General features: G+C 70.5%; 19 protein-coding genes. 10 read left to right on the top strand and 9 right to left on the bottom strand.

The features are described 5' to 3' along the window. The first annotated feature begins 85 nt into the window (after positions 1 to 85). Genes ASG05_RS05955 through ASG05_RS05970 form a run of 4 tightly spaced genes read left to right on the top strand, consistent with a single transcriptional unit; the run spans position 86 to position 6,511 of the window. Positions 86 to 1,423, top strand: coding sequence for an extracellular solute-binding protein (locus ASG05_RS05955; RefSeq protein ID WP_056258827.1), 1,338 nt, complete (start codon positions 86 to 88; stop codon positions 1,421 to 1,423). Continuing rightward, entirely contained in the window at positions 1,420 to 2,382 is a 963-nt protein-coding gene (locus ASG05_RS05960) for a carbohydrate ABC transporter permease (protein WP_056258765.1), read from the top strand. Before ASG05_RS05955 ends, ASG05_RS05960 begins: the two co-directional genes overlap by 4 nt. Next, complete coding sequence (locus tag ASG05_RS05965) at positions 2,379 to 3,350, top strand: carbohydrate ABC transporter permease (RefSeq protein WP_082486492.1); 972 nt, start codon at positions 2,379 to 2,381, stop codon at positions 3,348 to 3,350. The genes ASG05_RS05960 and ASG05_RS05965 overlap by 4 nt, the downstream gene beginning before the upstream one ends. Continuing rightward, complete coding sequence (locus ASG05_RS05970; protein ID WP_235491418.1) at positions 3,347 to 6,511, top strand: glycoside hydrolase family 2 TIM barrel-domain containing protein; 3,165 nt, start codon at positions 3,347 to 3,349, stop codon at positions 6,509 to 6,511. Before ASG05_RS05965 ends, ASG05_RS05970 begins: the two co-directional genes overlap by 4 nt. Before the next feature lie 147 nt (positions 6,512 to 6,658). Here ASG05_RS05970 and ASG05_RS05975 read toward each other — a convergent pair whose 3' ends face one another. Then, a complete protein-coding gene (locus tag ASG05_RS05975) occupies positions 6,659 to 7,372 on the bottom strand; it encodes a bifunctional 2-polyprenyl-6-hydroxyphenol methylase/3-demethylubiquinol 3-O-methyltransferase UbiG (RefSeq protein ID WP_082486493.1) in 714 nt (237 codons plus the stop codon). After that, positions 7,369 to 8,427, bottom strand: a complete 1,059-nt coding sequence (locus ASG05_RS05980; RefSeq protein WP_056258768.1) for an NAD(P)/FAD-dependent oxidoreductase — start codon at positions 8,425 to 8,427, stop codon at positions 7,369 to 7,371. Before ASG05_RS05980 ends, ASG05_RS05975 begins: the two co-directional genes overlap by 4 nt. An 80-nt stretch (positions 8,428 to 8,507) precedes the next feature. Between ASG05_RS05980 and ASG05_RS05985 the strand changes: the two genes are divergently transcribed. Together ASG05_RS05985 and ASG05_RS05990 are read left to right on the top strand one after the other, a co-directional pair. After that, entirely contained in the window at positions 8,508 to 9,131 is a 624-nt protein-coding gene (locus ASG05_RS05985; RefSeq protein WP_056258835.1) for a helix-turn-helix domain-containing protein, read from the top strand. Between the two features lie 102 nt (positions 9,132 to 9,233). Next, positions 9,234 to 12,797 (top strand): TM0106 family RecB-like putative nuclease, encoded by a 3,564-nt coding sequence (locus ASG05_RS05990; protein ID WP_056258770.1) that lies wholly within the window; start codon positions 9,234 to 9,236, stop codon positions 12,795 to 12,797. Positions 12,798 to 12,816: 19 nt separating this feature from the next. Here ASG05_RS05990 and map read toward each other — a convergent pair whose 3' ends face one another. Continuing rightward, the gene (gene map / locus ASG05_RS05995; protein ID WP_056258772.1) at positions 12,817 to 13,593 is read right to left on the bottom strand and encodes a type I methionyl aminopeptidase; all 777 of its coding nucleotides are present in this window, start codon (positions 13,591 to 13,593) and stop codon (positions 12,817 to 12,819) included. 80 nt (positions 13,594 to 13,673) lie between these two features. Here map and ASG05_RS06000 point away from each other — a divergent pair, with 80 nt between their 5' ends. Then, positions 13,674 to 13,967 (top strand): helix-turn-helix transcriptional regulator, encoded by a 294-nt coding sequence (locus tag ASG05_RS06000; RefSeq protein ID WP_056258775.1) that lies wholly within the window; start codon positions 13,674 to 13,676, stop codon positions 13,965 to 13,967. Positions 13,968 to 14,060: 93 nt separating this feature from the next. Here ASG05_RS06000 and tmk read toward each other — a convergent pair whose 3' ends face one another. Then, positions 14,061 to 14,717 (bottom strand): dTMP kinase, encoded by a 657-nt coding sequence (gene tmk, locus ASG05_RS06005; protein ID WP_056258777.1) that lies wholly within the window; start codon positions 14,715 to 14,717, stop codon positions 14,061 to 14,063. 303 nt (positions 14,718 to 15,020) lie between these two features. Continuing rightward, on the bottom strand, positions 15,021 to 15,485 hold the full coding sequence (locus ASG05_RS06010; RefSeq protein ID WP_056258781.1) for a DIP1984 family protein: 465 nt from the start codon (positions 15,483 to 15,485) through the stop codon (positions 15,021 to 15,023). A gap of 196 nt (positions 15,486 to 15,681) precedes the next feature. On the opposite strand from ASG05_RS06010, the gene ASG05_RS06015 reads away from it, so the two are divergent. Further along, positions 15,682 to 16,251, top strand: coding sequence for a recombinase family protein (locus ASG05_RS06015; RefSeq protein WP_056258784.1), 570 nt, complete (start codon positions 15,682 to 15,684; stop codon positions 16,249 to 16,251). 66 nt (positions 16,252 to 16,317) lie between these two features. On the opposite strand, the gene ASG05_RS15790 is transcribed toward ASG05_RS06015, so the two are convergent. The 4 genes from ASG05_RS15790 to ASG05_RS06035 all read right to left on the bottom strand — a co-directional run bounded on the left by ASG05_RS15790 (position 16,318) and on the right by ASG05_RS06035 (position 19,832). Beyond that, complete coding sequence (locus ASG05_RS15790) at positions 16,318 to 17,028, bottom strand: zf-HC2 domain-containing protein (RefSeq protein WP_082452595.1); 711 nt, start codon at positions 17,026 to 17,028, stop codon at positions 16,318 to 16,320. Next, positions 17,025 to 17,531 carry a sigma-70 family RNA polymerase sigma factor gene (locus ASG05_RS06025; RefSeq protein WP_055801561.1) on the bottom strand — a complete coding sequence of 169 codons (507 nt, stop codon included), beginning with the start codon at positions 17,529 to 17,531 and terminating at the stop codon, positions 17,025 to 17,027. The genes ASG05_RS15790 and ASG05_RS06025 overlap by 4 nt, the downstream gene beginning before the upstream one ends. A 298-nt stretch (positions 17,532 to 17,829) precedes the next feature. Next, complete coding sequence (locus tag ASG05_RS06030) at positions 17,830 to 18,336, bottom strand: hypothetical protein (RefSeq protein WP_056258787.1); 507 nt, start codon at positions 18,334 to 18,336, stop codon at positions 17,830 to 17,832. 428 nt (positions 18,337 to 18,764) lie between these two features. Continuing rightward, entirely contained in the window at positions 18,765 to 19,832 is a 1,068-nt protein-coding gene (locus tag ASG05_RS06035; RefSeq protein WP_055801336.1) for a sodium:calcium antiporter, read from the bottom strand. 7 nt (positions 19,833 to 19,839) lie between these two features. On the opposite strand from ASG05_RS06035, the gene ASG05_RS06040 reads away from it, so the two are divergent. Together ASG05_RS06040 and ASG05_RS06045 are read left to right on the top strand one after the other, a co-directional pair. After that, on the top strand, positions 19,840 to 20,604 hold the full coding sequence (locus ASG05_RS06040; RefSeq protein WP_369814011.1) for a cation diffusion facilitator family transporter: 765 nt from the start codon (positions 19,840 to 19,842) through the stop codon (positions 20,602 to 20,604). Then, positions 20,601 to 21,182 (top strand): DUF305 domain-containing protein, encoded by a 582-nt coding sequence (locus tag ASG05_RS06045; RefSeq protein ID WP_056258793.1) that lies wholly within the window; start codon positions 20,601 to 20,603, stop codon positions 21,180 to 21,182. Before ASG05_RS06040 ends, ASG05_RS06045 begins: the two co-directional genes overlap by 4 nt. The last annotated feature ends 649 nt before the right edge of the window (positions 21,183 to 21,831 follow it).

Raw genomic sequence — 21,831 nt, forward strand, 5'->3', positions numbered from 1 at the left:
GCACCCCGCAGGTGAAAATCGAACGACCACTCGAGTTTGTGTTAGCGTCGCTCTCGCCACGGCCCCACGACGAAGTGAGATGAACATGAGCCCGATGTCCCGACGCCAGTTGCTCGGCCTGGGGGTGACCGCTGGCGCCACCGCGATGCTCGCCGGCTGTGCCACGCCCGGGACGACCTCGGTGAACTCCCTGCCGACCATCCCGGCCGCCGACGGCCCCGTCAAGCTGCAGTACTGGGCCTGGCTCAAGGGCCTCGACCAGGTCACCGCGCTGTACAACAAGAGCCAGTCCCGCGTGCAGGTCGAGACCGTGTTCATCCCCGGCGGCAACGCCGGCGGGTACCAGAAGCTGTACTCGGCGCTCGCCGCCGGTGCGGGCCCCGACATCGCCCAGGTCGAGCTGCGCTCGCTGCCCGAGTTCCTGCTCGCGAACGGCGTCGTCGACCTCAAGCGCTACGGCGCCGAGCAGTACGCTGACCTCTACGACCCCACCCTCTGGAACCAGGTCAGCTACACCGACGGCATCTACGCCATCCCGCAGGACAGCGGCCCGATGGGCATGTTCTACCAGCCCGCGGTCTTCGACACCGTCGGCGCGGCCGTCCCCGGCACGTGGGACGAGTGGGCCGCCGTCGGCGCCGAGCTCAAGGGCGCGGGCGTCCTGATGGACTCGTTCCCGCTCGCCGACGCCTCGCTGTTCGCCGCCTACGCCACCCAGGCCGGAGCCTCGTGGCTGCGTGCGGAGGACGACGGCTGGGTCATCGACATGACCGACGACGCGACGCTCACCGTCGCCCGCTTCTTCGACAAGGCGATCGACGACGGCATCGTGACGACCGCGTACGGCGCCTACACCCCGGCCTGGTTCTCGGCCGCCAGCGCCGGCACCATCGCCTCGGTCACGACCGGCTCGTGGGGCGACGCCCTGATCGAGGGCGTCAGCGGCGCCGAGGGCAAGTGGAAGTGCGCCCCGATGCCGACCTGGCAGACCGGCTACGCCTCGAGCTTCCTCGGCGGCTCGACCGCCGCGATCCTGGCCAACAGCCAGCACCCGCAAGAGGCCCTCGACTTCGCGGTCTGGATGACCACCACCCCCGAGGGCATCAACGCCCTCATCGAGTACTGCGGCATCGGCTGGTCGCCGGCCCGCGACGTCGTCGGCACGCTGCGCGAGCAGCCGAGCCCGTTCTTCAGCGGCCAGAACTACAACCAGGAGGTCTTCGTGCCCGCCACGCAGGAGTCCGCCCAGAACCAGGACTGGAGCTGGTGGCCCATCACGCAGCAGTCCTTCAACATCTTGAGCGACGGGTTCCGCGGCAAGGCGTCGGGCGGCACGCTCGTCGACGCCGTCGCGCAGGCCGAGAAGGACATCATGGCCGTCTTCCAGAACAAGGGCCTCACCATCCGCAAGGCGAACGCATGAGCGCCGCGACCGACACCCGGCCCGAGGCCGCGACCGACTCGACCCGCGCCTCCTCGGGGCCTCGCCGCAGCAGCTCGAAGGGCGCCGTCAAGCGGGCGCCGTGGGTGCTGCTCGCGCCGTTCCTGGCGCTCTTCGCGCTGACCTTCGTGATCCCGATCGTCATCGCCGTCTTCTCGAGCTTCACCAAGGTCACCCGCAGCGGACTGTTCGGCGAGGGCGGCGTCACCAGCGGCTTCGCCGGCTTCGACAACTACGCCCAGGTGATCGGCGACCCGAACTTCGTCGCCTCGATCGGCCGCATGTTCCTGTTCGGCATCGTCCAGGTGCCGGTCATGCTGATCCTCTGCACCGTGCTCGCGCTGCTGCTCGAGTCGGCGTCGGCCAAGTGGCCCGGGGTGTTCCGCGCCGCGTACTTCCTGCCGTACGGCGTGCCCGGCGTCATCGCGACGATCCTCTGGTCGTTCCTCTACGTGCCCGGTCTCAGCCCGATCATCGACATCGGCGAGGTCTTCGGCGTCACCCCTGACTTCCTCGGCGCGAACACCGTGCTCTGGTCGATCGCGAACATCGTGACCTGGAGCTACACCGGCTACAACATGCTGATCATCATCGCCCAGCTCAAGTCGATCCCGGTCGAGCTGTACGAGGCCGCCAAGGTCGACGGCGCCTCGGCGCTGCGCGTCGCGTTCAGCATCCAGCTGCCGCTGATCCGCCCGGCCCTGCTGCTCACCGCGGTCTTCTCGATCATCGGCACGCTGCAGTTGTTCGCCGAGGCCCAGGTGCTGCAACGCGTCTCACCGGCCATCGACAGCCAGTACACGCCGAACCTCAGCGCGTACACCACGGCCTTCGCCTACAACGACTACAACGTCGCGGCCGCCCAGTCGGTCCTGATCGCCCTCGTCGCGTTCGCGCTGTCGATCACGTTCCTCAGCATCACGAACAGGAAGCAGAAATGAGCATCTCGACGAAGGGTGCCGAGCACGCCACCGAGACCGAGTCCATCGTGACGGCGCAGGGGCGGGGGCGAGGGGCCGAGAAGCCCGCGAGCCGCCGTGCCCGCAGCGCCGGCCCCGACCGGTCCGCCGGACGCTCCAAGGCGTCCACCATCATCGTCACGGCCGTCCTGGTCGTCGTCGCGCTGTACTTCCTGGTGCCGGTCTACTGGGTCGTCGTCGCGGCGACCAAGACGACCCCCGACCTGTTCGGCACGTTCGGCTTCTGGTTCGCCCCGACCTTCTCCCTCTGGGACAACCTCGGCCAGGTGCTCACCTACGGCGACGGCATCTTCGTCCGCTGGGTGCTCAACTCGGTGCTGTACGCCGGCGTCGGCGCCCTGATCGCGACGTACTTCGCCGCGGCCGGCGGCTACGCCCTCGCCAAGTACGAGTTCCGGGGGCGCAACGTCGTCTTCGGCACGATCCTCGGCGGCGTGCTCGTGCCCGGCACCGCGACGGCCCTGCCGCTGTTCCTGCTGTTCAGCCAGATGGGCATCGCCAACACCTACTGGAGCGTCCTGCTGCCGTCGCTCGTGTCGCCGTTCGGGCTGTTCCTCTGCCGCATCTACGCCCAGGCCACGGTCGACACGTCGCTGATGGAGGCCGCCCGCCTCGACGGCGCCAGCGAGCTGCGCATCTTCCACACCCTGGGGCTGCGCATCCTCACCCCGGCGCTCGTCACGGTGTTCCTGTTCCAGCTCGTGGGCATCTGGAACAACTACTTCCTGCCCCTGGTCATGCTGAGCGACGTCGACAAGTTCCCCGTCACCCTCGGCCTCAACAACTGGCTCAGCCAGACCGACCGACTGCCCGAGTTCTACCAGCTGACGACCGGCGGCGTGCTGCTGTCGATCATCCCGCTGGTCATCGCCATGGTCGTCCTCCAGCGCTTCTGGCGTGGCGGCCTCACCGAAGGAAGCGTCAAGTGACCATCAGCACCACCACCGGCTCCACCCCCACCACCCCCTCCGTCGTCTCCGCCGACTACCTGACCGACACCGGCCCGGGTCAGGGCGCGCGCACCCCCGCGCGCTCCTGGCTGCACACCGACGCCCCGACGCTCTCGCTCGACGGCACCTGGTCGTTCCGCCTGCTGCCCGGTGCCCCCGGCACCCTCGGCGGCCGCGGCGTCCTGCCCGAGGGCGAGCCCGTCGACGGCGTCGGCGCGATCGACCTCGACGACTCGTCCTGGGGCGAGATCGAGGTGCCCTCGCACTGGGTGCTCGGCGGCGACGGTTCGCGCGGAGCCCCGATCTACACGAACGTGCAGTTCCCGTTCCCGACCGAGCCGCCGTTCGTGCCGGACGCCAACCCGACCGGCGACCACCGCCGCAGCTTCGAGCTGCCGTCGACCTTCGACGGTGCCGAGCGGGTGCTGCTGCGCTTCGACGGCGTCGAGTCCCGCTACGTCGTCTGGCTGAACGGCGTCGAGATCGGCATGGGCGTCGGCAGCCGCCTCGCGCAGGAGTTCGACGTCACCGACGCCCTGCGCCCGGGCACGAACGTCGTCGCGGTGCGCGTGCACCAGTGGTCGGCGTCGAGCTACGTCGAAGATCAAGACCAGTGGTGGCTGCCCGGCATCTTCCGCAGCGTCACGCTGCAAGCCCGCCCGGTCGGCGGCCTCGACGACGTCTGGCTGCGGACGCCGTTCCACGGCACGGCCGGTCAGGGCCGAGGAGGCGCGGCGATCGTCCCCGAGATCACCGCGGCCGACGCCGCGTACCCGGTCACGCTCTCGGTGCCCGAGCTCGGCGTCGAGGTCACCTGGGCCACCCCGGCCGACGTCGCCCCCGTCGAGCTCGACGAGGTCGAGCCGTGGAGCGCCGAGACCCCCCGCCTCTACGACGCCACCGTCTCGAGCTCGAAAGGCGCCGAGACGATCTCGCTGCGCCTCGGCTTCCGCACCGTCCGCATCGTCGGCGACCAGTTCGAGGTCAACGGCCGCCGCGTGGTCTTCCACGGCGTCAACCGCCACGAGACCCACCCCGACCGGGGCCGCGTCTTCGACGAGGAGTGGTCGCGCCGCGACCTCGCCCAGATGAAGCGGTTCAACGTGAACGCGATCCGCACCTCGCACTACCCGCCGCACCCGCGCCTCCTCGACCTCGCCGACGAGCTGGGCTTCTGGGTCGTCCTCGAGTGCGACCTCGAGACCCACGCCTTCGAACGCCAGGAGTGGATCGGCAACCCGAGCGACGACCCGGACTGGCACGACGCGTACGTCGACCGCATGGTCCGCACCGTCGAGCGCGACAAGAACCACCCGAGCATCGTGATGTGGTCGCTCGGCAACGAGGCGGGCACCGGCCACAACCTCGCCGCGATGGCGGCCTGGACGCACGCCCGCGACGGCGGCCGCCCGGTCCACTACGAGGGCGACTACACCGGCGCGTACACCGACGTCTACTCGCGCATGTACTCGTGGATCGACGAGACCCGGGCCATCGGCTCGGGCGACGAGTCGTTCACGCTGCTCGGCTGCACCCCGGCCGAGGCCGCGCGTCAGCGCTCGAAGCCGTTCGTCCTCTGCGAGTACGTCCACGCGATGGGCAACGGCCCCGGGGCGATCGACGACTACGAAGACCTGGTCGACGCCTACCCGCGCCTGCACGGAGGCTTCGTCTGGGAGTGGCGCGACCACGGCCTCCGCACGCACACCGCCGACGGCGTCGAGTACTTCGGCTACGGCGGCGACTTCGGCGAGGTCGTGCACGACGGCAACTTCGTCATGGACGGCATGGTGCTGAGCGACGACACCCCGTCGCCCGGCCTGTTCGAGTGGGCCCAGGTCGTGGCGCCCATCCGCCTGCGCTTCGAGACCCCCACGGTCGACGGTGCGCCGGTGCTGGTCGTGGCGAACCTGCGGCACTCGGCCGACGCCTCCGACGTCGTGTTCCGCTGGGTCGCGTCGCACGACGGCGAGGAGGCGCGCTCTGGCACCCTCGACGTGATCGGCTTCGACGGCGGCGCGCTGGCCGCCCACGAGACGGTCTTCGTCTCGCTGCCCGAGGTGCCCCTGTCGGGCACCGGCGAGACCTGGCTGACGGTCACCGCCGAGCTCGCCGACGCCACCGTGTGGGCGGACGCGGGTCACGTGATCTCGACCCAGCAGCTCGACCTCACGCCGGCACCGGTGCAGGTCGCGACGCCCCGCCCCGCGACCGCCGGCGACGGACGCGGCCACGCGACCCGCGCCTCCTCGGGGCGGGTCGAACTGGGCCCGGCCGTCTTCGACGACGGGCGACTCGTGTCGCTGGCCGGACGCCCGGTCGACGGCGCCCGCCTCGAGCTGTGGCGCGCGCCGACCGACAACGACCGCGGCGAGTGGCTGACGCCGAAGGACCGCGACCGCGACGTCATGCGCAACCGCCACCGCGTCGACCTGTACGAGGTCGGCGTGCTGCCCAGCTCGCAGGACACCTGGCTGCTCGCCGGCCTCGACCGCCTCACCGCCCGCGTCGAGTCGGTGAGCGTCGCGCCGGACTCGGTGCGCGTCCGCACCCGCTACGCCGCGGCCGACACGCGCAACGCCGTGACGACCGACGAGCAGTGGCAGCTGGTCGGCGACGACCTCTGGCTGTCGATCGACATCGTGCCGACCGGCTGGTGGGACATGGTCTGGCCTCGCGTCGGCGTGCGCTTCGACCTGCCGGGCGACGTCGACCACGCGTCGTGGTTCGGCACGGGGCCGCGCGAGTCGTACCCCGACAGCCGCCACTCGGCGTTCGTCGGGCGCTACGAGTCCGGCGTCGACGAGCTGTCGGCCGGCTACGCCCGCCCGCAAGAGACCGGGCACCGCAGCGACCTGCGCACGCTCGACCTCGGCCGGGCCGATCGGCCGTGGCTGCGCGTCGAGGCGGTGCCGAGCGCGACGGGCGAACGCCCCGGCTTCACGTTGAGCCGTCACACGGCCCAGCAGATCGGTGTCGCCGAGCACCCGCACGAGCTGCCCGCGAGTGACCGCACCCACCTCTACCTCGACGCCGCCCAGCACGGCGTGGGGTCGCGGGCGTGCGGTCCGGACGTTGCCTCGCGGCACGTGCTGCGGCCGGGCGCCCACCAGCTGCGCCTGAAGATCAGCGCACTGTAGCAAGCCGCCGCTGCCGCTGCTGCCGCCGAGGACGGGCGGGCCCGTGTCGGACGGGCGTCACACGACGCCTGGTCCGGCCGGGCCCGCCCGTCCTGCGTGCTGGCACCTTCCGACCCGCGTCAGCGTGCTGCCGGGGCGGCGACGGGGTCAGTCGGCGCGGCGCGTGGCGCGTACGACCACGTCGGCGACGTGCCAGACGTCGCCGTCGGGCCCCGTCATGTCGCGCGGGCGCACCTCGGCCACCTCGACCTGCCACGCGTCGAACGACAGTCGACCGACCACCTCGTCGACGGTGAAGAGCATGCCCGGGTCGCCGTGTCGGCCGGCCCCGCCCGGCAGGGCGTCGGCGTCGTGTCCGACGATCAGCAGCGTGCCGCCCGGTGCCACGCCCTCGGCCAGCGCCGGGAAGAGCCGCTCACGGTCGGCCGGCGGCAGGTGCATGAAGTGCGCCGTGACGAGGTCGAAGGAGGCGCGGGTCGGGCTCCACGTCGTGAGGTCCGCCTGCTGCCACGAGAGCTGCTCGGGGTCGACGTCCTCCCGCTCGCGGGCCGAGGCGGCCGCCTTGTCGAGGGCGTTCTGCGAGATGTCGACGCCGGTGACCCGCCAGCCCCACGAGGCCAGCCAGAGGGCGTCGCCGCCCTCGCCGCTGCCCACGTCGAGGGCGTGCCCCGGGGTCAGCGCGGAGGCCTCCGCGACGAGGGCGGCGTTCGGGCGACCGCTCCAGGCCCGGCCGGGCGCACCGTAACGGTCCTCCCAGTAGGCACGGTCGAAGACGGGGTGGTCGTGGCCGCCGTCGTGCTCGTGCTCGCGCTGCTGCGGGAGCTGCTCGTGCTGCGGGTGCTGCTGGTCGTGCTCGCTCATGCGTCGATCCTCTCGTCGGTGCGTCCGTCCGTGCCGGCGTCGGTCCGTTCGTCCGTGCTCTCGTCGAGGCACCGGGCGGCGACGGCCGCCGCGACCTCGGCCGTGATCAGGTCCATGTTGATCGCCGCGCCCGCCATCGTGCCCGCGGCGGCGGCCGCGACGACCTGGGCCATCGGCTCGGTGACGTTGCCGGCGAGCCAGACGCCGGGCACGGCCGACCGGCCGGTGAACGGCTCGACCGTGGCGAGGTGGGTGCCGACGCCGGCCGGGTGCTCGGTCACCTCGAGCCCGAGGTCGGCCAGGAAGCCGGCACGGGAGCGCACCCGGGCCATCACGGCCAGGGCGCCGACGACGACGGTCCGGCCGTCGACGAGCGTCACGCCGGTCAGGGCGTCGTCTTCGACGCACAGGCGGGCCACCGGTCCGTCGACCACCGTGACGCCCCGGGCGCGCAGCTGCTCGGCCTGCTCGTCGTCGGGGGTGAACGAGTCGTTGGTGAACAGCACGATGTCGCGGCTCCACTGCCCGAAGAGCAGGGCCTGGTGCATCGCGAAGGGGCTCGTGGCGAGCACGCCGATGACGCGGTCCTGCACCTCCCAGCCGTGGCAGTAGGGGCAGTGCACGACGTCGCGGCCCCAGCGCTCGGCGAGCCCGTCGACGGGGGGCAGCTCGTCGACGAGGCCGCTGGTGACGAGGAGGCGCCGGGCGCGCACCTCTCGGTCGTGGGCACCCGGGGTGGCGACGGTGACCACGAAGGGGTGGTCGGTGCCGTCGTCACGGCGGACGCCGGTCACGGTGCCCGAGGTGATCGCGCCTCCGTAGCCCTCGACCTCGGCCCGGCCGAGCCGAGTGAGCTCGCGCGGCGCGACGCCGTCGCGGGTGAGGAACGCGTGGACGCCGTCGGCGGACGCGTTGCGCGGACGGTCGTCGTCGATGACGAGGACGTCGCGGCGTGCTCGGACGAGGCTGAGGGCGCCGCTCAGGCCGGCTGCTCCGCCGCCGATCACGACGACGTCGTGAGCTCCGTCGATCGGGTGGGTGTTCTGGTTCGTCATGGTGTGACCTCCTGCGACGATCCTGCGACGCCAGGCGTCAGACGGGCAAGCATGTTTGCCGAAGTGGCAAGATGACCGGCATGACCGAACCGACCGACGCCCCCCGCGACGACACGACGAGCACCGACGACGTCCTGGCGGCGGTCGGCCCGCGCCTCCGGGCCCTGCGGGCGCGCCGCGGCGTGACCCTGGCCGAGCTGGGGGAGCGCACCGGCATCTCGGTCAGCACCCTCTCGCGACTCGAGTCGGGCCAGCGCCGACCGACGCTCGAGCAGCTGCTGCCGCTCGCCCGCGAGCACGGGGTGCCGCTCGACGACCTGGTCGGCGCGCCCGAGACGGGTGACCCGCGCGTGCACCTCAAGCCGCGGCAGCAGCACGGCATGACCGTCGTGCCGCTCTCGCGCGGGGGCGGCGCGATCCAGGCGTTCAAGATGGTGATCCCGGCAGACTCGCCCCGCAGCGAACCCGTGCTGCGCACCCACGAGGGCTACGACTGGCTCTACGTGCTGCGCGGCCGGGTGCGGCTCGTTCTCGGCGACCTCGACCTCGTGCTGCCCGCGGGCGAGGCGGCCGAGTTCGACACGCGCACGCCGCACTGGTTCGGCCGGGCCGACGACCACGCGGTCGAGGTGCTCAGCCTGTTCGGCCGGCAGGGGGAGCGGTTGCACCTGCGCACGGCACCGGCGTCGCCGAGCGCCGACTGACGACGCCGTCTCGGTGCGGCCGGTGAGGCGTCCCGGCGTGTCGGTGGCGCCTCCTAGGCTCGTGGCGGGCGTCCAGGCCGCGCCCCGACAGGAGGAGTCCGCGTGTACCTCGACGACGACCGGGTGGTCACCAGCCCGTCCGACCTGACGACCTGGGCCGCGTGCGAGTGGTCGTTCCTGCGGCGGCTCGATGCGAAGCTCGGTCGGGTCGAGGCCGTCGCCGACGCCTCCGACGACATGCTCGACCGCACGGCCCGGCTCGGCGACGCGCACGAGCTGCGCTACCTCGAGGCCCTGCGAGTGACCCGCGACGTCGTCGAGTTCGTGCGCCCGGCGCCCTCGGGCTACGCGGCGGCCGCCGAGGAGGCGCGGCGCGCGATGGCGTCCGGGGCCGACGTGCTCTTCCAGGCGACCTTCTTCGACGGCTCGTTCATCGGCTTCAGCGACTTCGTGGTGCGCACCGACGCCGGCACCTACGAGGTCTACGACACCAAGCTGGCGCGGCACGCGAAGATCCCCGCCCTGTTGCAGGTGGCGGCGTACACCGACCAGATCCGGGCGCTCGGGTTGCCCTCGGCCGACACCGTCCGGCTCGTGCTCGGCGACGGCAGCGAGAGCGTGCACGACGTCGCCGACGTGCTGCCGGTCTACCGCGTCCAGCGCGACCGGTTGCGGTCCGCCCTCGACGACCGTCTCGCCGCCGACGCGCCGCTGGCCTGGGGCGACCCGGGCGTCACGGCCTGCGGGCGCTGCGCGGCGTGCCAGGCGCAGGTCGACGAGCACCGCGACCTCGTGCTCGTCGCAGGCCTGCGCGGTGAGCAACGTCAGCGGCTGAACCAGGCCGGCGTCGGCACGATCGACCAGCTGGCGGCGTCGACCGGCCCCGTCGCCGGCATCGGCGCGACGGCCCTCACCCGGCTGCGCGGCCAGGCCCGCGTGCAGCTCGCGACCGAGCGGGGGCAGGCGGGTGCGCCGGCCGTCGAGGTCGTCGACGCGGCGGCCCTGCGCACCCTCCCTCGGCCCGACCCGGGCGACGTGTTCTTCGACTTCGAGGGTGACCCGCTCTACACCGAGGGCGACGGTCGGGCGTGGGGGCTCGACTACCTCTTCGGGCTGGTCGAGGCCGACGGCACGTTCCGCGCCTTCTGGGGTCACGACTTCGCGGGGGAGCGGCAGGCGCTGATCGACTTCCTCGACTACCTCGCCGAGCGGCGCCGACGGTTCCCCGACCTGCACGTCTACCACTACGCCTCGTACGAACGCAGCCACCTGCTCTCGCTCGCCGCCCGGCACGGCGTGGGCGAGGACGCCGTCGACGACCTGCTGCGCGACGGCGTGCTCGTCGACCTCTATCCGGTCGTCCGCCAGGCCCTGCTCGTCGGCTCGCGCAGCTACTCGCTGAAGAAGCTCGAGCCCCTCTACATGGGTGACGACCTGCGGCAGAGCGACGTCACGACGGCCGCCGCGAGCATCACGATGTACGTCGACGCGATCGCCGAACGCACCACGGGCGACCCCGCTCGTGGCGACCTCATGCTCGACGAGGTCCGCGACTACAACGAGTACGACTGCCGGTCGACCCTTCGGCTGCGCGACTGGCTGCTCGAGCTCGCCGACCGTCACGGCTCGCCCGCCGACGACCCCGACGGGCCGACGGCGCCCGACCCGCTCGAGCTGGCCCGGGTGCCGCGCGAACCGAACCCGGTCGCCGTCGGCCTCGCGGCGCACGTGGCCGACGTCGACCCGCTCGACCGCACCCCCGACCAGACTGCGATCGCCCTCGCGGCGTCGGCCATCGACTACCACCGCCGCGAGGCCAAGACGTTCTGGCAAGAGCACTTCGACCGGCTGCGCAACCCCGTCGACGACTGGGCCGACACCCGCGACGTGTTCGTCGTCGAGACGGCCTCGGTCGAGCGCGAGTGGCAGAAGCTGCCCCGGGCCCGCAAGCTCAGCCGTGAGCTGCGGTTGCGCGGGCGGCTCGCCCCCGGCAGCCGCCTCACCGAAGGAGGCGCGCCCTACGCCGTCTACGACGCCCCCGTTCCGGCCGGGGTCGCCTCGCTCGGCCCGGGGCTGCGCGGTGCCGTCGGCTCGACCGTGGTCGAGGCCGGCCCGAACGGCGACCGCCACGAGGTCGTGCTGCTCGAACGCGTCACGGGCGACGACGACCGCCACGACGCCGTCCCCGTCGCGCTCACCCCGGCCGCGCCTCCCCGGGCCACCCCGCAACCCGAGGCGATCGCCGAGTGGGGCGGGCGCGTGCTCGACGCCCTGCCCGAGATGTTGCCCGACCCGGCGTTCGACCTGCTGCGACGGCAGCCCCCGCGCCGGCGATCCGGCGGCGCGCCCGCAGCCGTGGTCGGGCTCGACACCGTCTCGGCCGTCGTCGAGACCCTGCTCGACCTCGACCGGTCGTACCTGGCGGTGCAGGGCCCGCCCGGCACGGGCAAGACCTACGTCGGCTCGCGCGTGATCGCCCGACTGGTGCGCGAGCACGGCTGGCGGGTCGGCGTCGTCGGGCAGTCGCACGCGGTCGTCGAGAACGTGCTGCGGGCGGCGATCTCGGCCGGGGTCGACCCCGAGCGCGTCGGCAAGGTGCCGAAGTCGGGCACGACCGCCGAGCAGGCCGACGAGCAGCCGTGGCGCGCCCTGAAGTCCGGCGGCGAGGCCGCGTTCCTGGCCGAGGCCGACGGCGGGGCGGGTGGTGCGGGCGACGAGGGTGCCGGTGCCGTCGGTGCCGGTGCCGGTGCCGGTGCCGGCGCCGACGGCGGCGGGCAGGCCGTGGGTGCCGTCTTCGGGGCCACCGCCTGGGGGTTCGCGAACGCCGACAAGGTGGCCCGCGCCTCCCTCGACCTGCTCGTCGTCGACGAGGCCGGGCAGTTCTCGCTCGCCTCGACCGTCGCGGCCTCGGTCGCGGCCACCCGGTTGCTGTTGCTCGGCGACCCGCAGCAGCTGCCGCAGGTCAGCCAGGGCAGCCACCCCGAGCCGGTCGACGAGTCGGCCCTCGGCTGGCTGGCCGACGGCCACGACGTGCTGCCCGACCGGTACGGGTACTTCCTGTCGACGACCTGGCGAATGCACCCGGCGCTCTGTGCCCCGGTCAGCGAGCTGTCGTACGGCGGGGCGTTGACGGCCCACGCGTCCGACCGGAGGCTCGACGGCCTCACGCCCGGGCTGCACGTCGAGCCCGTGACGCACGTCGGCAACACCACCTCGTCGGTCGAAGAGGCCCGCGCAGTGGTCGAGATCGTCCGCTCGGTGGTCGGCCTCGACTGGTCCGACGGCGACGGCACGAGGCCCCTGGCCCCGGCCGACGTGATCGTCGTCGCGCCCTACAACGCCCACGGGGCCGTGCTGCGCGACCACCTCGACGCCGCAGGGTTCGACGAGACCCCAGTCGGCACGGTCGACCTGTTCCAGGGGCAAGAGGCGGTCGTTGCCGTGGTGTCGCTGGCGGCGTCGAGTGCGGCGGACATCCCGCGCGGCCTCGACTTCTTGCTGATGCCGAACCGGCTCAACGTGGCGTTGTCGCGGGCGAAGTGGGCGGCGTTCCTGGTGCACTCGCCGCTGCTCGCGACGGGGTTGCCCACCTCGATCGCAGGGCTCGGGCTGCTCAGCGGATTCTTGCGGCTGACCGGACAGGGCCAGCCGGTCGACCCCCGCTGAGCGGTGGGTCGACGACGGGTCAGCGGGTCGGTCGTCGCGTGAGCACCTCGGCGCCGTCGTCGGTGATGGCGATCGTGTGCTCGCTGTGCGCGGTGCGGCAGCCGGTCACGCTGCGCAGGGTCCACCCGTCGGCGTCGGTGACGAGCTGGTCGGTGTCGGTCATCACCCAGGGCTCGAGCGCGAGCAGCAGGCCGGGCCGCAGCCGGTAGCCGCGGCCGGGGCGTCCGGTGTTCGAGACGTGCGGGTCCTGGTGCATGGTCGAGCCGATGCCGTGGCCGCCGAACTCGACGTTGATCGGGTAGCCCGCCTCCGACAGCACGCTGCCGATCGCGTGCGACAAGTCGCCGATGCGCGCCCCGGGGCCGGCGGCCGCGATGCCGGCCTCGAGGGCCCGCTCGGTGGTCTCGATCAGGCGGACGCTCTCGGGCGGCCGGGAGTCGCCCACGACGAAGCTCACGGCCGAGTCCGCCGCGACCCCGTCGAGCACGACGGCGAGGTCGAGCGTCAGCAGGTCGCCGTCGACGAGGCGGCGGTCGTGCGGCAGCCCGTGCAGGACGGCGTCGTTCACGGCCGTGCAGACGTAGTGCCCGAAGGGGCCCCGCCCGAACGAGGGCGCGTAGTCGACGTAGCACGAGACCGCGCCGGCTTCGTCGATCATCGTCTTCGTCCACGAGTCGACGTCGAGCAGGTTCGTGCCGACCGTCACCCGGTCGCGCAGCGTCTGCAAGATGGTGCCGACGAGCGCGCCGGTCGCCCGGGCCCGTTCGATCTCGGAGGGGTTCAAGATCTCGATCATGGGTGTCCTGCCGTTCTGGTGCCGAAGATCATCCCGGTAAAGGTATCCCACGAGGCGTCCCGCCGCACTACGCTCGGGGCATGGTCCGACTGCCGCTCACCCCCGCCGAGATCGAGCGCGGTCGCCGTCTCGGCGCCGTGCTGCGGCACGCCCGCGGCCCCCGGCCGATGCTGCAGGTCGCGCTCGACGCGGGGCTCTCACCCGAGACGCTGCGCAAGATCGAGACGGGCCGCGTGGCGACTCCGGCCTTCTCCACCATCGCGGCGATCGCTGCCGTGGTCGGCCTGTCGCTCGACGACGTCTGGGCCGAGATCACCCGCGACGGGGTCTCGGTCGCCGCACCCTCTGCGCTCGACGCGGCCCGCGCCTCCTGATCGGCAGCGCCGGCCGTCCTGTCGGCGCCGGCCGTCCCGTCTCAAGCCGGGGCGTGCCGGGGAGGCGCAGCGTCAGCCCCGGGAGGCGCGGTGTCAGCCCCGCGGGCGAGCCAGCGACCCGAGGTCGAGCCGGCTCGACACCTCGCGCCAGACCTCGTCGGCCAGTTCGTCGCTCGAGCGGTCGGCGTCGATGGTGACGACGACCTCGTCGGCCCGTTCGATCGCCTCGGCGTAGCCTGCGCGCGCGGCTCGGAGGCGTTCGTCGACCTCGAACCGGTCGGTCGTCGTGCGTCCGCTGGCGAGGCGCTCGAGCGCGACCTCGGGCGAGACGTCGAGGTAGACGGTCAGGTCGGGCAGCATCAGCGAGGTGCTGATCGAGTTCGACGAGGCGATCCAGTCGCCGCCCACGTCGGACGCCTGGTAGGCCTGCGACGACAGGTGGTACCGGTCGCAGACGACCGTCGTGCCGCGCTCGACGATGCCGAGCATGCCGTCGTGGGCGTTCGTGATGTGGTCGAGACGGTCGGCGACGAAGAGTGACGCGATGACGCGGTCGTCGAGGTCGACGCGCCGGTTGAAGCCGTTGCGGATCAGCGTGCCGACGGGGCCGTTGGTCGGCTCGGCCGTCTGGTGGACGGGCACGCCCGCGTCGCCGAGTCGTGCACCCAGCAGCCGGGCTTGCGTCGACTTGCCCGACCCGTCGATGCCTTCGAACACGATGAACGCCCCTCGGGCTGCCTGATCGGTCACCCGACGAGCCTACCGAGCGGCACGCCTGCCGCGAGACCGGCCGCGGCGCACGACGCGTCGGGCGCGAGGGCGCCGACGGCCGTGGCCCGAGGAGGCGCGGTGAGGTCCCCGATCCCGCCCTCGACGTCTCCGGTCAGCACACGGTGGTGATCAGTGCAGGGTGCGCGGTCACCGGTGATCGGTGCGGGGCTGAGTGGTGACGACGTGAGTCGTGGCGCTGCCCTCCGCGCCTGCAGTGACCGGATCGACCGCCGGTCTCGGCTCGTGCTCGCCCCGGTGACGTCTACCGACTCACCGCGCAGGTCAGTTCTGCAGCTCGGCCTCCCAGTTGGTCTTCTGGATCTCGACGTCGAGTTCGCGCAGCTCGCGGGCGACGACGTCGGCGCGGTCCCGCAACTCGGCGACCGGCAGGGCCGAGAACATCCGCAGCTCGCTGCGCAGCTGTCGGTACCCGCCCGAGGCACCGCGGGCGGCGTCGGAGGCGGTCACGAGCAGGGCGTGGGTGGCGCGCAGCGTCTCGCGGCGGGCCAGGGCCGCGGTCATCGTGTCGCCGCCTGGCAGGGTCGTGCGGGCGTTGGTGAGGTTGATGCGCACGACGAGCGACTCAAGCGTGGCGAGGGTCTCGACGGCCTGTGCGAGCAGCTCGCCGGCGTCCTCGGTGGGCTCCTCGCCCTCTTGGTAGCGCGCGTTCGCGGTGACGCGGTCGCGCAGCTGGTCGACCCGGCGCTGGGCATCGGACCGCTGCAGGAGTGCTTCGGCAAGCTTCATGATGAGAAATCTACGCAGGTCGGGTGCGGCGCGCGTCGTTGGTCTGCGAGGCGCCCGTTCGACGGTCGTTCACCGGGACACTTGCCAGCCCTCCGCGGCGGGGGTCAAAACCCGGGAAGTACGTGGGAATAATGTTCCCATTAGACCGGTCCGCAAATAAGCCCGGTGAAGGTGCCTTATTCGCTACAGTGACGGCATGCTCATCGGATACGCCCGCGTCTCGACCTCTGGACAGGACGTCGCAGCGCAGCGTGACGGCCTGCTCGCCCTTGGTGTTGCCGATCGGGACATCTACGTCGACCACGGCATGACCGGAACCAACCGGGCACGCCCGGGTCTCCGAGAGGCATTGGCCGCGTGCCGCCAGGGTGACACTCTCGTCGTCACGAAGCTCGACCGGCTTGCGCGGTCGCTGCGAGACGCGACCGACATTGCGGACGAGCTCACGACAAAGGGTGTCGCGCTTAACCTCGGAGGAGCCGTACACGACCCGACCGACCCCGTCGGCCGGCTGCTCTTCAATGTGCTCGGCATGGTGGCCGAGTTCGAAGCCGACCTCATCCGGTCCCGCACCCGCGAGGGCATGGCGATCGCCAAGGCCGCTGGCAAGCTCCGTGGACGGAAACCCAAGCTGAACCCGTCGCAGGAAAAGCACATGGTCGACCTCTACCGAGCCGGCGCGCACACCACGAGCGAGATCGCGGCCCTCTTCGACGTCGCCCGTTCGACGGTTTACCGGGCTTTACAGCGCGCCGACCAGCAGTAGCTCGCGACGCATCTGGCCCGATTCCCGGTGAACCATCGTCTAACGGGCGGCTTGTTCGGGAGGTGCTCAGGTGTCTAGCCGAGCCAACGCGACCGTGGATCCCTGCAAGCGGATTTCTACACTCGTGATCTTCAGGCTGGGAATAGCCGTCGACGCAGACAGATCTGCGGCACGCGAGCCAGCTGCGTCCCACGTCGCGACGGTAAGCGTGGTGTTGTCCGTTTGTGTGACCACGAGCTCGTATCGGGAGTTGTCTGGCGCATCCGCGCCGTAGTCGCAGTTCCAATCGAGCCTCGTGCCCCAAGATTTCTCCTCGATCTGCAGACCGGCAGTAAGGGTGGTGGAGTCAGTTCCGGGGTCCATGGGCTGGAACGTCATTTGGGCCGTCGCTGGGCCGACGTCGTTTCTTGCGCCCACGGCGAGCCCCCCGAAGACGGCGGCAGCAACAGCAGCGGCAACTGCGAGAGCCATGACTCCTCGGCGGCGGCGTTGACTCTTGCGGAAGCGGTGGGCCATCAGCGACAACGTTTCTGATGGCGCCTGAGTTTCATCCATACCCAGAGGTGAATGGATGGCAAGGGCCTCTTCCGGCGAGATTCGGCTCAGGATGCCTGGGAGACCCGCAAGTTCCGTCACCGCTTCACGGCAGTTGGCGCAGGTACTGAGGTGCTGCTCGTATTCGCGACGTTCATCGGTGGGGAGCGCTCCGAGGACGTAGGACGCGTCCCAGTCTTGGTAACGGTCCTCGTTAGCTTGAAGATCGGGATGCTCAGTCATCGTGTGACGCCCCTTTCTTGGAGGGCTAGCCTCAGCCCGCGTAACCCATAGTGGAGCCGCGATTTCGCGGTTCCTTCTGGGATGCCAAGCCGTCTCGAAATTTCAGGAATGCTCTGACCAGCGAAGTACGCATCGATGACGATCTGACGGTGGTGGTCGGAGAGCGACGCCAGCGCGTCCGCAACGATGATGCTGTCCAGGACGGCATCAGTGCGATCGAGAGCAGTGCCTTCTACCTCGCCAAGGGCTGCCACTTCTCGTCGACTCCGGGCAGATCGTGCGTCGTCGATGACGAGGCGCCGAGCGACCGTGAACAGCCACGCTTGAGCCGCATCCTTGTCGAGCTCCAGCACCTTAGGACGCTGCCATGCTCTCAGCATCGTCTCTTGAACGATGTCCTCGGTCAGCGCCGCGTTCCGAGTGAGGCTGTGTGTGTAACGGCGAAGCGCCCCGCCGTGGCACTCGAACAATGTCGACAAAAGCTCGTCACTGGCTCGGGCCATGACCTTCACCGCCTCGCGCCAGTGAAGTCCGGCTAGTGCCTGATCCAGGACCGCCTCTTGTCGTGCCTGTATCGAGCGCACCGAGGAACGCCGATGCGCACCAGTGATCGAACCTCATGCCATCGACCAGGCCAGGACATGGGTTCACCGTCTGAGCGGAAGCAGTCGACGTATTCGCACCCACTGTCTCTGCCTTGATGTCGATGATCAATGCCTTGTGGCTCCTTTGCTCGGGTGGGGTTGTGGAGCTGCGAGGGCCTGCAACCCGGAGAGTTCTGTCCGGCAGGCAGGCGTGCGATCAGGAGGCTGGGGTTGCTGCGCCCTCAGTGGCTGCTTCCATGTTGATCGTGCCGTCCGGCTGGAGGACGTACCAGGCATCCTTCACGCCCTGTCCGTTGACCTGTCCAGGTTCGGTGTCCTTCGCGAACCGGTACACCGGCCAGCCGTCGACGGTCAGCTGGGTTGTCCCGTCCGTGCGGGTGAGGGAACCGATCTTGCCCGTGATGCCTTCTGGGGAGGACGTGTCGGAGGCTTCAACTGCCGGCCAGGTCGTGGCGCATTCGTCGTAGCAGTTGCTGGTGCCCGAGTCCTGCTTGTCCATCTTGAACGTGTAGATCGTGTACCCGGCGTCGTCGGTGATGATCTCGCCCAGGGGAGACGTTGCGGTGCCGAGGACTGCCGCTGCCGCGGTGGTCTCGGCGGGGGCCGGCTCGGTGGAGTCGATCGTCGTGGATGATTCGGCAGATGTGGTGCACCCGGAGAGAGCGGCCGCCGCCAAAACGGCCGTCGTGAGGGTGATGGTCATTCGCTTGTGCATGATTCCTCCTGCTGGTACGCCGGCCCAGGTAGCCCGCTTACTACGAACACGATGCAGCTCATCCAGAAGTTCATCCGTGGCCGAAAAAGATTGGCGGTCGCAGGCAGCCGTCCTCACTCCCGGCGAAACGGGTGGCAGACGCGAGTGGCAACCCTGCACCGAGGGCACCGCTGTCACACATCATCACTCTGGGCCACTGTTCGCAGCTGCGGCGTCACGCCCTGCTGGACGACGTGACTATCCATGTTCACGACGTGATCTGGTCTCGAAACATCCCCCGGGACCGGATTACGGCGATCTCAGACGTCGGCCAGGTCGAGTACAAGGACGCCCGCGGCTACAGCAGCATGGGCGCCTTGGTCAACTTCCACGGCTCATTGGGCTTGACGGTCGCCAGTGTCGCCGGGCTGGTCCTGTCAGCCGAGCGTGATGGCGACGAGGCCACCGATGCCGACCGCGTAGAGCACGAGCACGACGAACGAGTCCACGCCCATGCCCGCGATGCGTCGTCGCGGCCGAAAGAGCAGGCCGACGGCGTAGACGAGCGTGAGGAGCGCGGCGAGGGCGGTCAGGTAGACGTCGCTGGTGTTCGACTGGGGCAGGATCGCCTGCCCGGAGATGACCGTGGCGACGAGGAAGAGCACGGGCAGGAAGGCGTTGCCGCCGAAGATATCGCTCATGGCCAGGTTGTCGTCGCCCTGCTTGACGGCCTGCAACCCGGTCGAGATCTCGGGCAGGCTCGTCGCCAGGGCCAGGACTGTCGCGCCGAACAGCACACCCGACAAGCCGATCTGCGACGCGGCCGCGTCGCCCGCGCGTTCGAGCACGACGCCGGCGACGAGCGTGGCGAGGGCCGACAGGCCGAAGACGACCGCGGCCTTCTTCGTGCTCATGGTCGTCGGCGACGGGTTCGAGCGCGTCCGGTGTCCGCGCGGTCGCGGCGTCGACGTGTCAGGTGCCGCTCCGGCCTCGTGCCACGGCAGGCCCTTGCCGGCACGCCGGACGAGGAACAGGCCCACGAGCCAGATGACGGCGATGAGGACGACGTCCGGCGTCAGGCGCGCCACTGTGAGCGAGGACGGCAGCTGGGTTCCGGCGATGACGACGGCGAGGACCGCCACCACGACCAGTGCCTCGAGCAGCAGCCCTAGGGAGGCCGCGCGATAGGTGAGGGGGTGGACACCCTTGCCGCGTTTCCCGAGGGCGTCCAGGACGACGAGGACGACCGTCTGAAGGGCGATGCCGCCGAGGATGTTGCCCGCGGCCACCTCGAGCGAGCCCGAGAGGGCGGCGCTGACCGTGATGGCGATCTCGGGCAGGTTGGTCGCCACCGCGAGGACGATGAGTCCGCCGAGCGCGCTACCGAGGTGGAGTCGGGAGTCGAGGACGTCGGTCGTTTTCGACAGCTGGATGCCGGCGACCCAGATGACGGCGGCGCCGGCGACGAAGATGGCGGCTAACAGCCAGAGGGGAAGGGTGTCCATGCGTGCTATGCAACTCCTCGGGGTGCGCCTCTCGACGCGGGGCGATCGTCGAGACGGATGCCGGCGGCCCCCGGCCGGTCCAGGCGCCTTGCACTCGTCGGCAGCCGCCGCGGGCTGGGAATCGATCAACCGCCTCATCGACCCCAGGCCGATCGCGAATCCCTGGCTGCTGGTCGCCGCTGGGCTCATCGGCTTTGCAGACAACGAACTCGTCGCGATCTACCGCATCCGCGTCGGGCGACGGATCGGATCGGCAGCCCTTGTCGCTGACGGGGTCCACGCCCGCCTGGACGGCTTCACGTCCCTGTCTGTCGTGCTGGGCGCCATCGGGGTCCTCGCCGGGTTCCCGCTCGCGGACCCCATCATCGGCCTGCTCATCGCAGCCTCGATCATGGTCCTGCCCTGGGGGACGGTGAAATCCATCGGCCGACGGCTGATGGACGGCATCGACCCCGACCTCCACAAGCGAGCCGAACACGCCCTGGAACACGCCCTGGGCGTGCGGGGCGTCCACGATCTTTATCTCCGGTGGATCGGGCACCGTCTCACCGGCTCCGCAACCATCGAGGTCGACGCCGAAGACCTCCTGACGGCGTCCCAGACCGCCGACCAGGCCGAGGCGCATCTGCGCGCTGCGCTCGGCAACCTCGACGCGTTCACCGTTACACCGATACCACCGGTGCCGGCTCAGAGGCTCTCATCAGCCGTACGCGGCACGATACCTCCGGGGGGTATCTTTTTTTCGATTCTGATCCTGGAAGAACGACCATGAACCGCACCGCCACCATCTTCATCAGCGCAACTGCGACCATTGCTGCCCTCGCCCTCGCGGGGTGCGCCGAGGCGTCGTCGTCCGCAGGCGACACGTCGTCCGCGTCGTCGTCCCAGGCTGCTGCCTTCAACGATCAAGACGTCATGTTCGCCCAGATGATGCTCCCGCACCACACCCAGGCCGTCGAGATGAGCGACATGCTCCTCGCGAAAGACGGTATCGACGGGGACGTGATCACCCTTGCCGAGACGATCAAGGCCGAGCAGGCCCCGGAGATTGATCAGCTCACGACATGGCTCAAGGCTTGGGGGCAGGACACTGAGGCGTCCATGGATCACTCCATGGACGGCATGATGAGCGACTCCGACATGGACGCCCTCGAGAATGCTGACGGAACCGACGCGGCGCGGCTGTTCCTGGAACAGATGACGACACACCTCGAGGGGGCTGTCGAGATGGCGCAGACCGAGATCGAGGGTGGGCAGAACCCTGACGCGGTCCAGCTGGCGACAGCGATCGTCTCCTCTCAGACTGACCAGATCGACACGATGGAAGACCTCCTCGCGGTAATCAAGTAGCCGTCCTCGTCGCAGGCCAGCGTGCCCCAAGACGGTCACCAGAATCTCGGTCTTGGTAATGCAGTCCCGGGATGGCTCGGGGAGCCACAAGCAGCGGAATTTTGGTCGCCACCTGGGGTGGCAGCGATACCGGTCGCCGGCCTCGTGGTCGACGTCGCTCCCGCAGTCCTGCTGGTGAGGATGTAACCCGTGCTGAAAACGTCCGCCTAGCAATCGGTCACCGGTTGAGGCAGCCCCAGGCATCATGAGGGGCATGAGAGCGGGGACAGCGACCTACGGGAAGACCCTCGCTGGTGTCTTGGCTGTTCTCAGCGATGTCGATCCGTATGGTCTCGAGCCTGGTCAGCCGGACGGTGCTCCGTCAGATGAGTGCGAGATGGAGGCGGTCGACCTGGTTCGCATTCTCCTCAGGGCCGATGCCGTCACGATCCTTGATGTCGAGGCGGTGTGGATGCGCTGGTTCTCGGAGTCGCTCGTCCTTCGACTCGGACCGCCCCGAATGGCGCAACTGGTTGATCGCTTGAACGCACTCGTGGACGGTGCCCGATAGAGGATCGCCCACTGGATCACTTGCTGTGGGGCGAGTGCACTCGGAGAGGACGCCGTCGTGGTCGTTCCGTGTCGTCGGTGAGCGTGGGCGGAAACGGTC

It is taken from the genome of Frigoribacterium sp. Leaf186, assembly GCF_001423905.1.
Taxonomy (GTDB): domain Bacteria; phylum Actinomycetota; class Actinomycetes; order Actinomycetales; family Microbacteriaceae; genus Frigoribacterium.

What these genes read in the sequence shown, in the direction of transcription:
- ASG05_RS05960 (WP_056258765.1), top strand. Translation starts at nt 1,420, where the DNA reads ATGAGCGCCGCGACCGACACCCGGCCCGAGGCCGCGACCGACTCGACC.
- map (WP_056258772.1), bottom strand. Translation starts at nt 13,593, where the DNA reads ATGATCGAGATCTTGAACCCCTCCGAGATCGAACGGGCCCGGGCGACC.
- ASG05_RS06030 (WP_056258787.1), bottom strand. Translation starts at nt 18,336, where the DNA reads ATGACCATCACCCTCACGACGGCCGTTTTGGCGGCGGCCGCTCTCTCC.
- ASG05_RS05955 (WP_056258827.1), top strand. Translation starts at nt 86, where the DNA reads ATGAGCCCGATGTCCCGACGCCAGTTGCTCGGCCTGGGGGTGACCGCT.
- ASG05_RS06035 (WP_055801336.1), bottom strand. Translation starts at nt 19,832, where the DNA reads ATGGACACCCTTCCCCTCTGGCTGTTAGCCGCCATCTTCGTCGCCGGC.
- ASG05_RS06045 (WP_056258793.1), top strand. Translation starts at nt 20,601, where the DNA reads ATGAACCGCACCGCCACCATCTTCATCAGCGCAACTGCGACCATTGCT.
- ASG05_RS06015 (WP_056258784.1), top strand. Translation starts at nt 15,682, where the DNA reads ATGCTCATCGGATACGCCCGCGTCTCGACCTCTGGACAGGACGTCGCA.
- ASG05_RS06000 (WP_056258775.1), top strand. Translation starts at nt 13,674, where the DNA reads ATGGTCCGACTGCCGCTCACCCCCGCCGAGATCGAGCGCGGTCGCCGT.
- ASG05_RS05975 (WP_082486493.1), bottom strand. Translation starts at nt 7,372, where the DNA reads ATGAGCGAGCACGACCAGCAGCACCCGCAGCACGAGCAGCTCCCGCAG.
- ASG05_RS15790 (WP_082452595.1), bottom strand. Translation starts at nt 17,028, where the DNA reads ATGACTGAGCATCCCGATCTTCAAGCTAACGAGGACCGTTACCAAGAC.
- ASG05_RS06025 (WP_055801561.1), bottom strand. Translation starts at nt 17,531, where the DNA reads ATGGCCCGAGCCAGTGACGAGCTTTTGTCGACATTGTTCGAGTGCCAC.
- ASG05_RS05985 (WP_056258835.1), top strand. Translation starts at nt 8,508, where the DNA reads ATGACCGAACCGACCGACGCCCCCCGCGACGACACGACGAGCACCGAC.
- ASG05_RS06040 (WP_369814011.1), top strand. Translation starts at nt 19,840, where the DNA reads ATGCAACTCCTCGGGGTGCGCCTCTCGACGCGGGGCGATCGTCGAGAC.
- ASG05_RS05965 (WP_082486492.1), top strand. Translation starts at nt 2,379, where the DNA reads ATGAGCATCTCGACGAAGGGTGCCGAGCACGCCACCGAGACCGAGTCC.
- ASG05_RS05980 (WP_056258768.1), bottom strand. Translation starts at nt 8,427, where the DNA reads ATGACGAACCAGAACACCCACCCGATCGACGGAGCTCACGACGTCGTC.
- ASG05_RS06010 (WP_056258781.1), bottom strand. Translation starts at nt 15,485, where the DNA reads ATGAAGCTTGCCGAAGCACTCCTGCAGCGGTCCGATGCCCAGCGCCGG.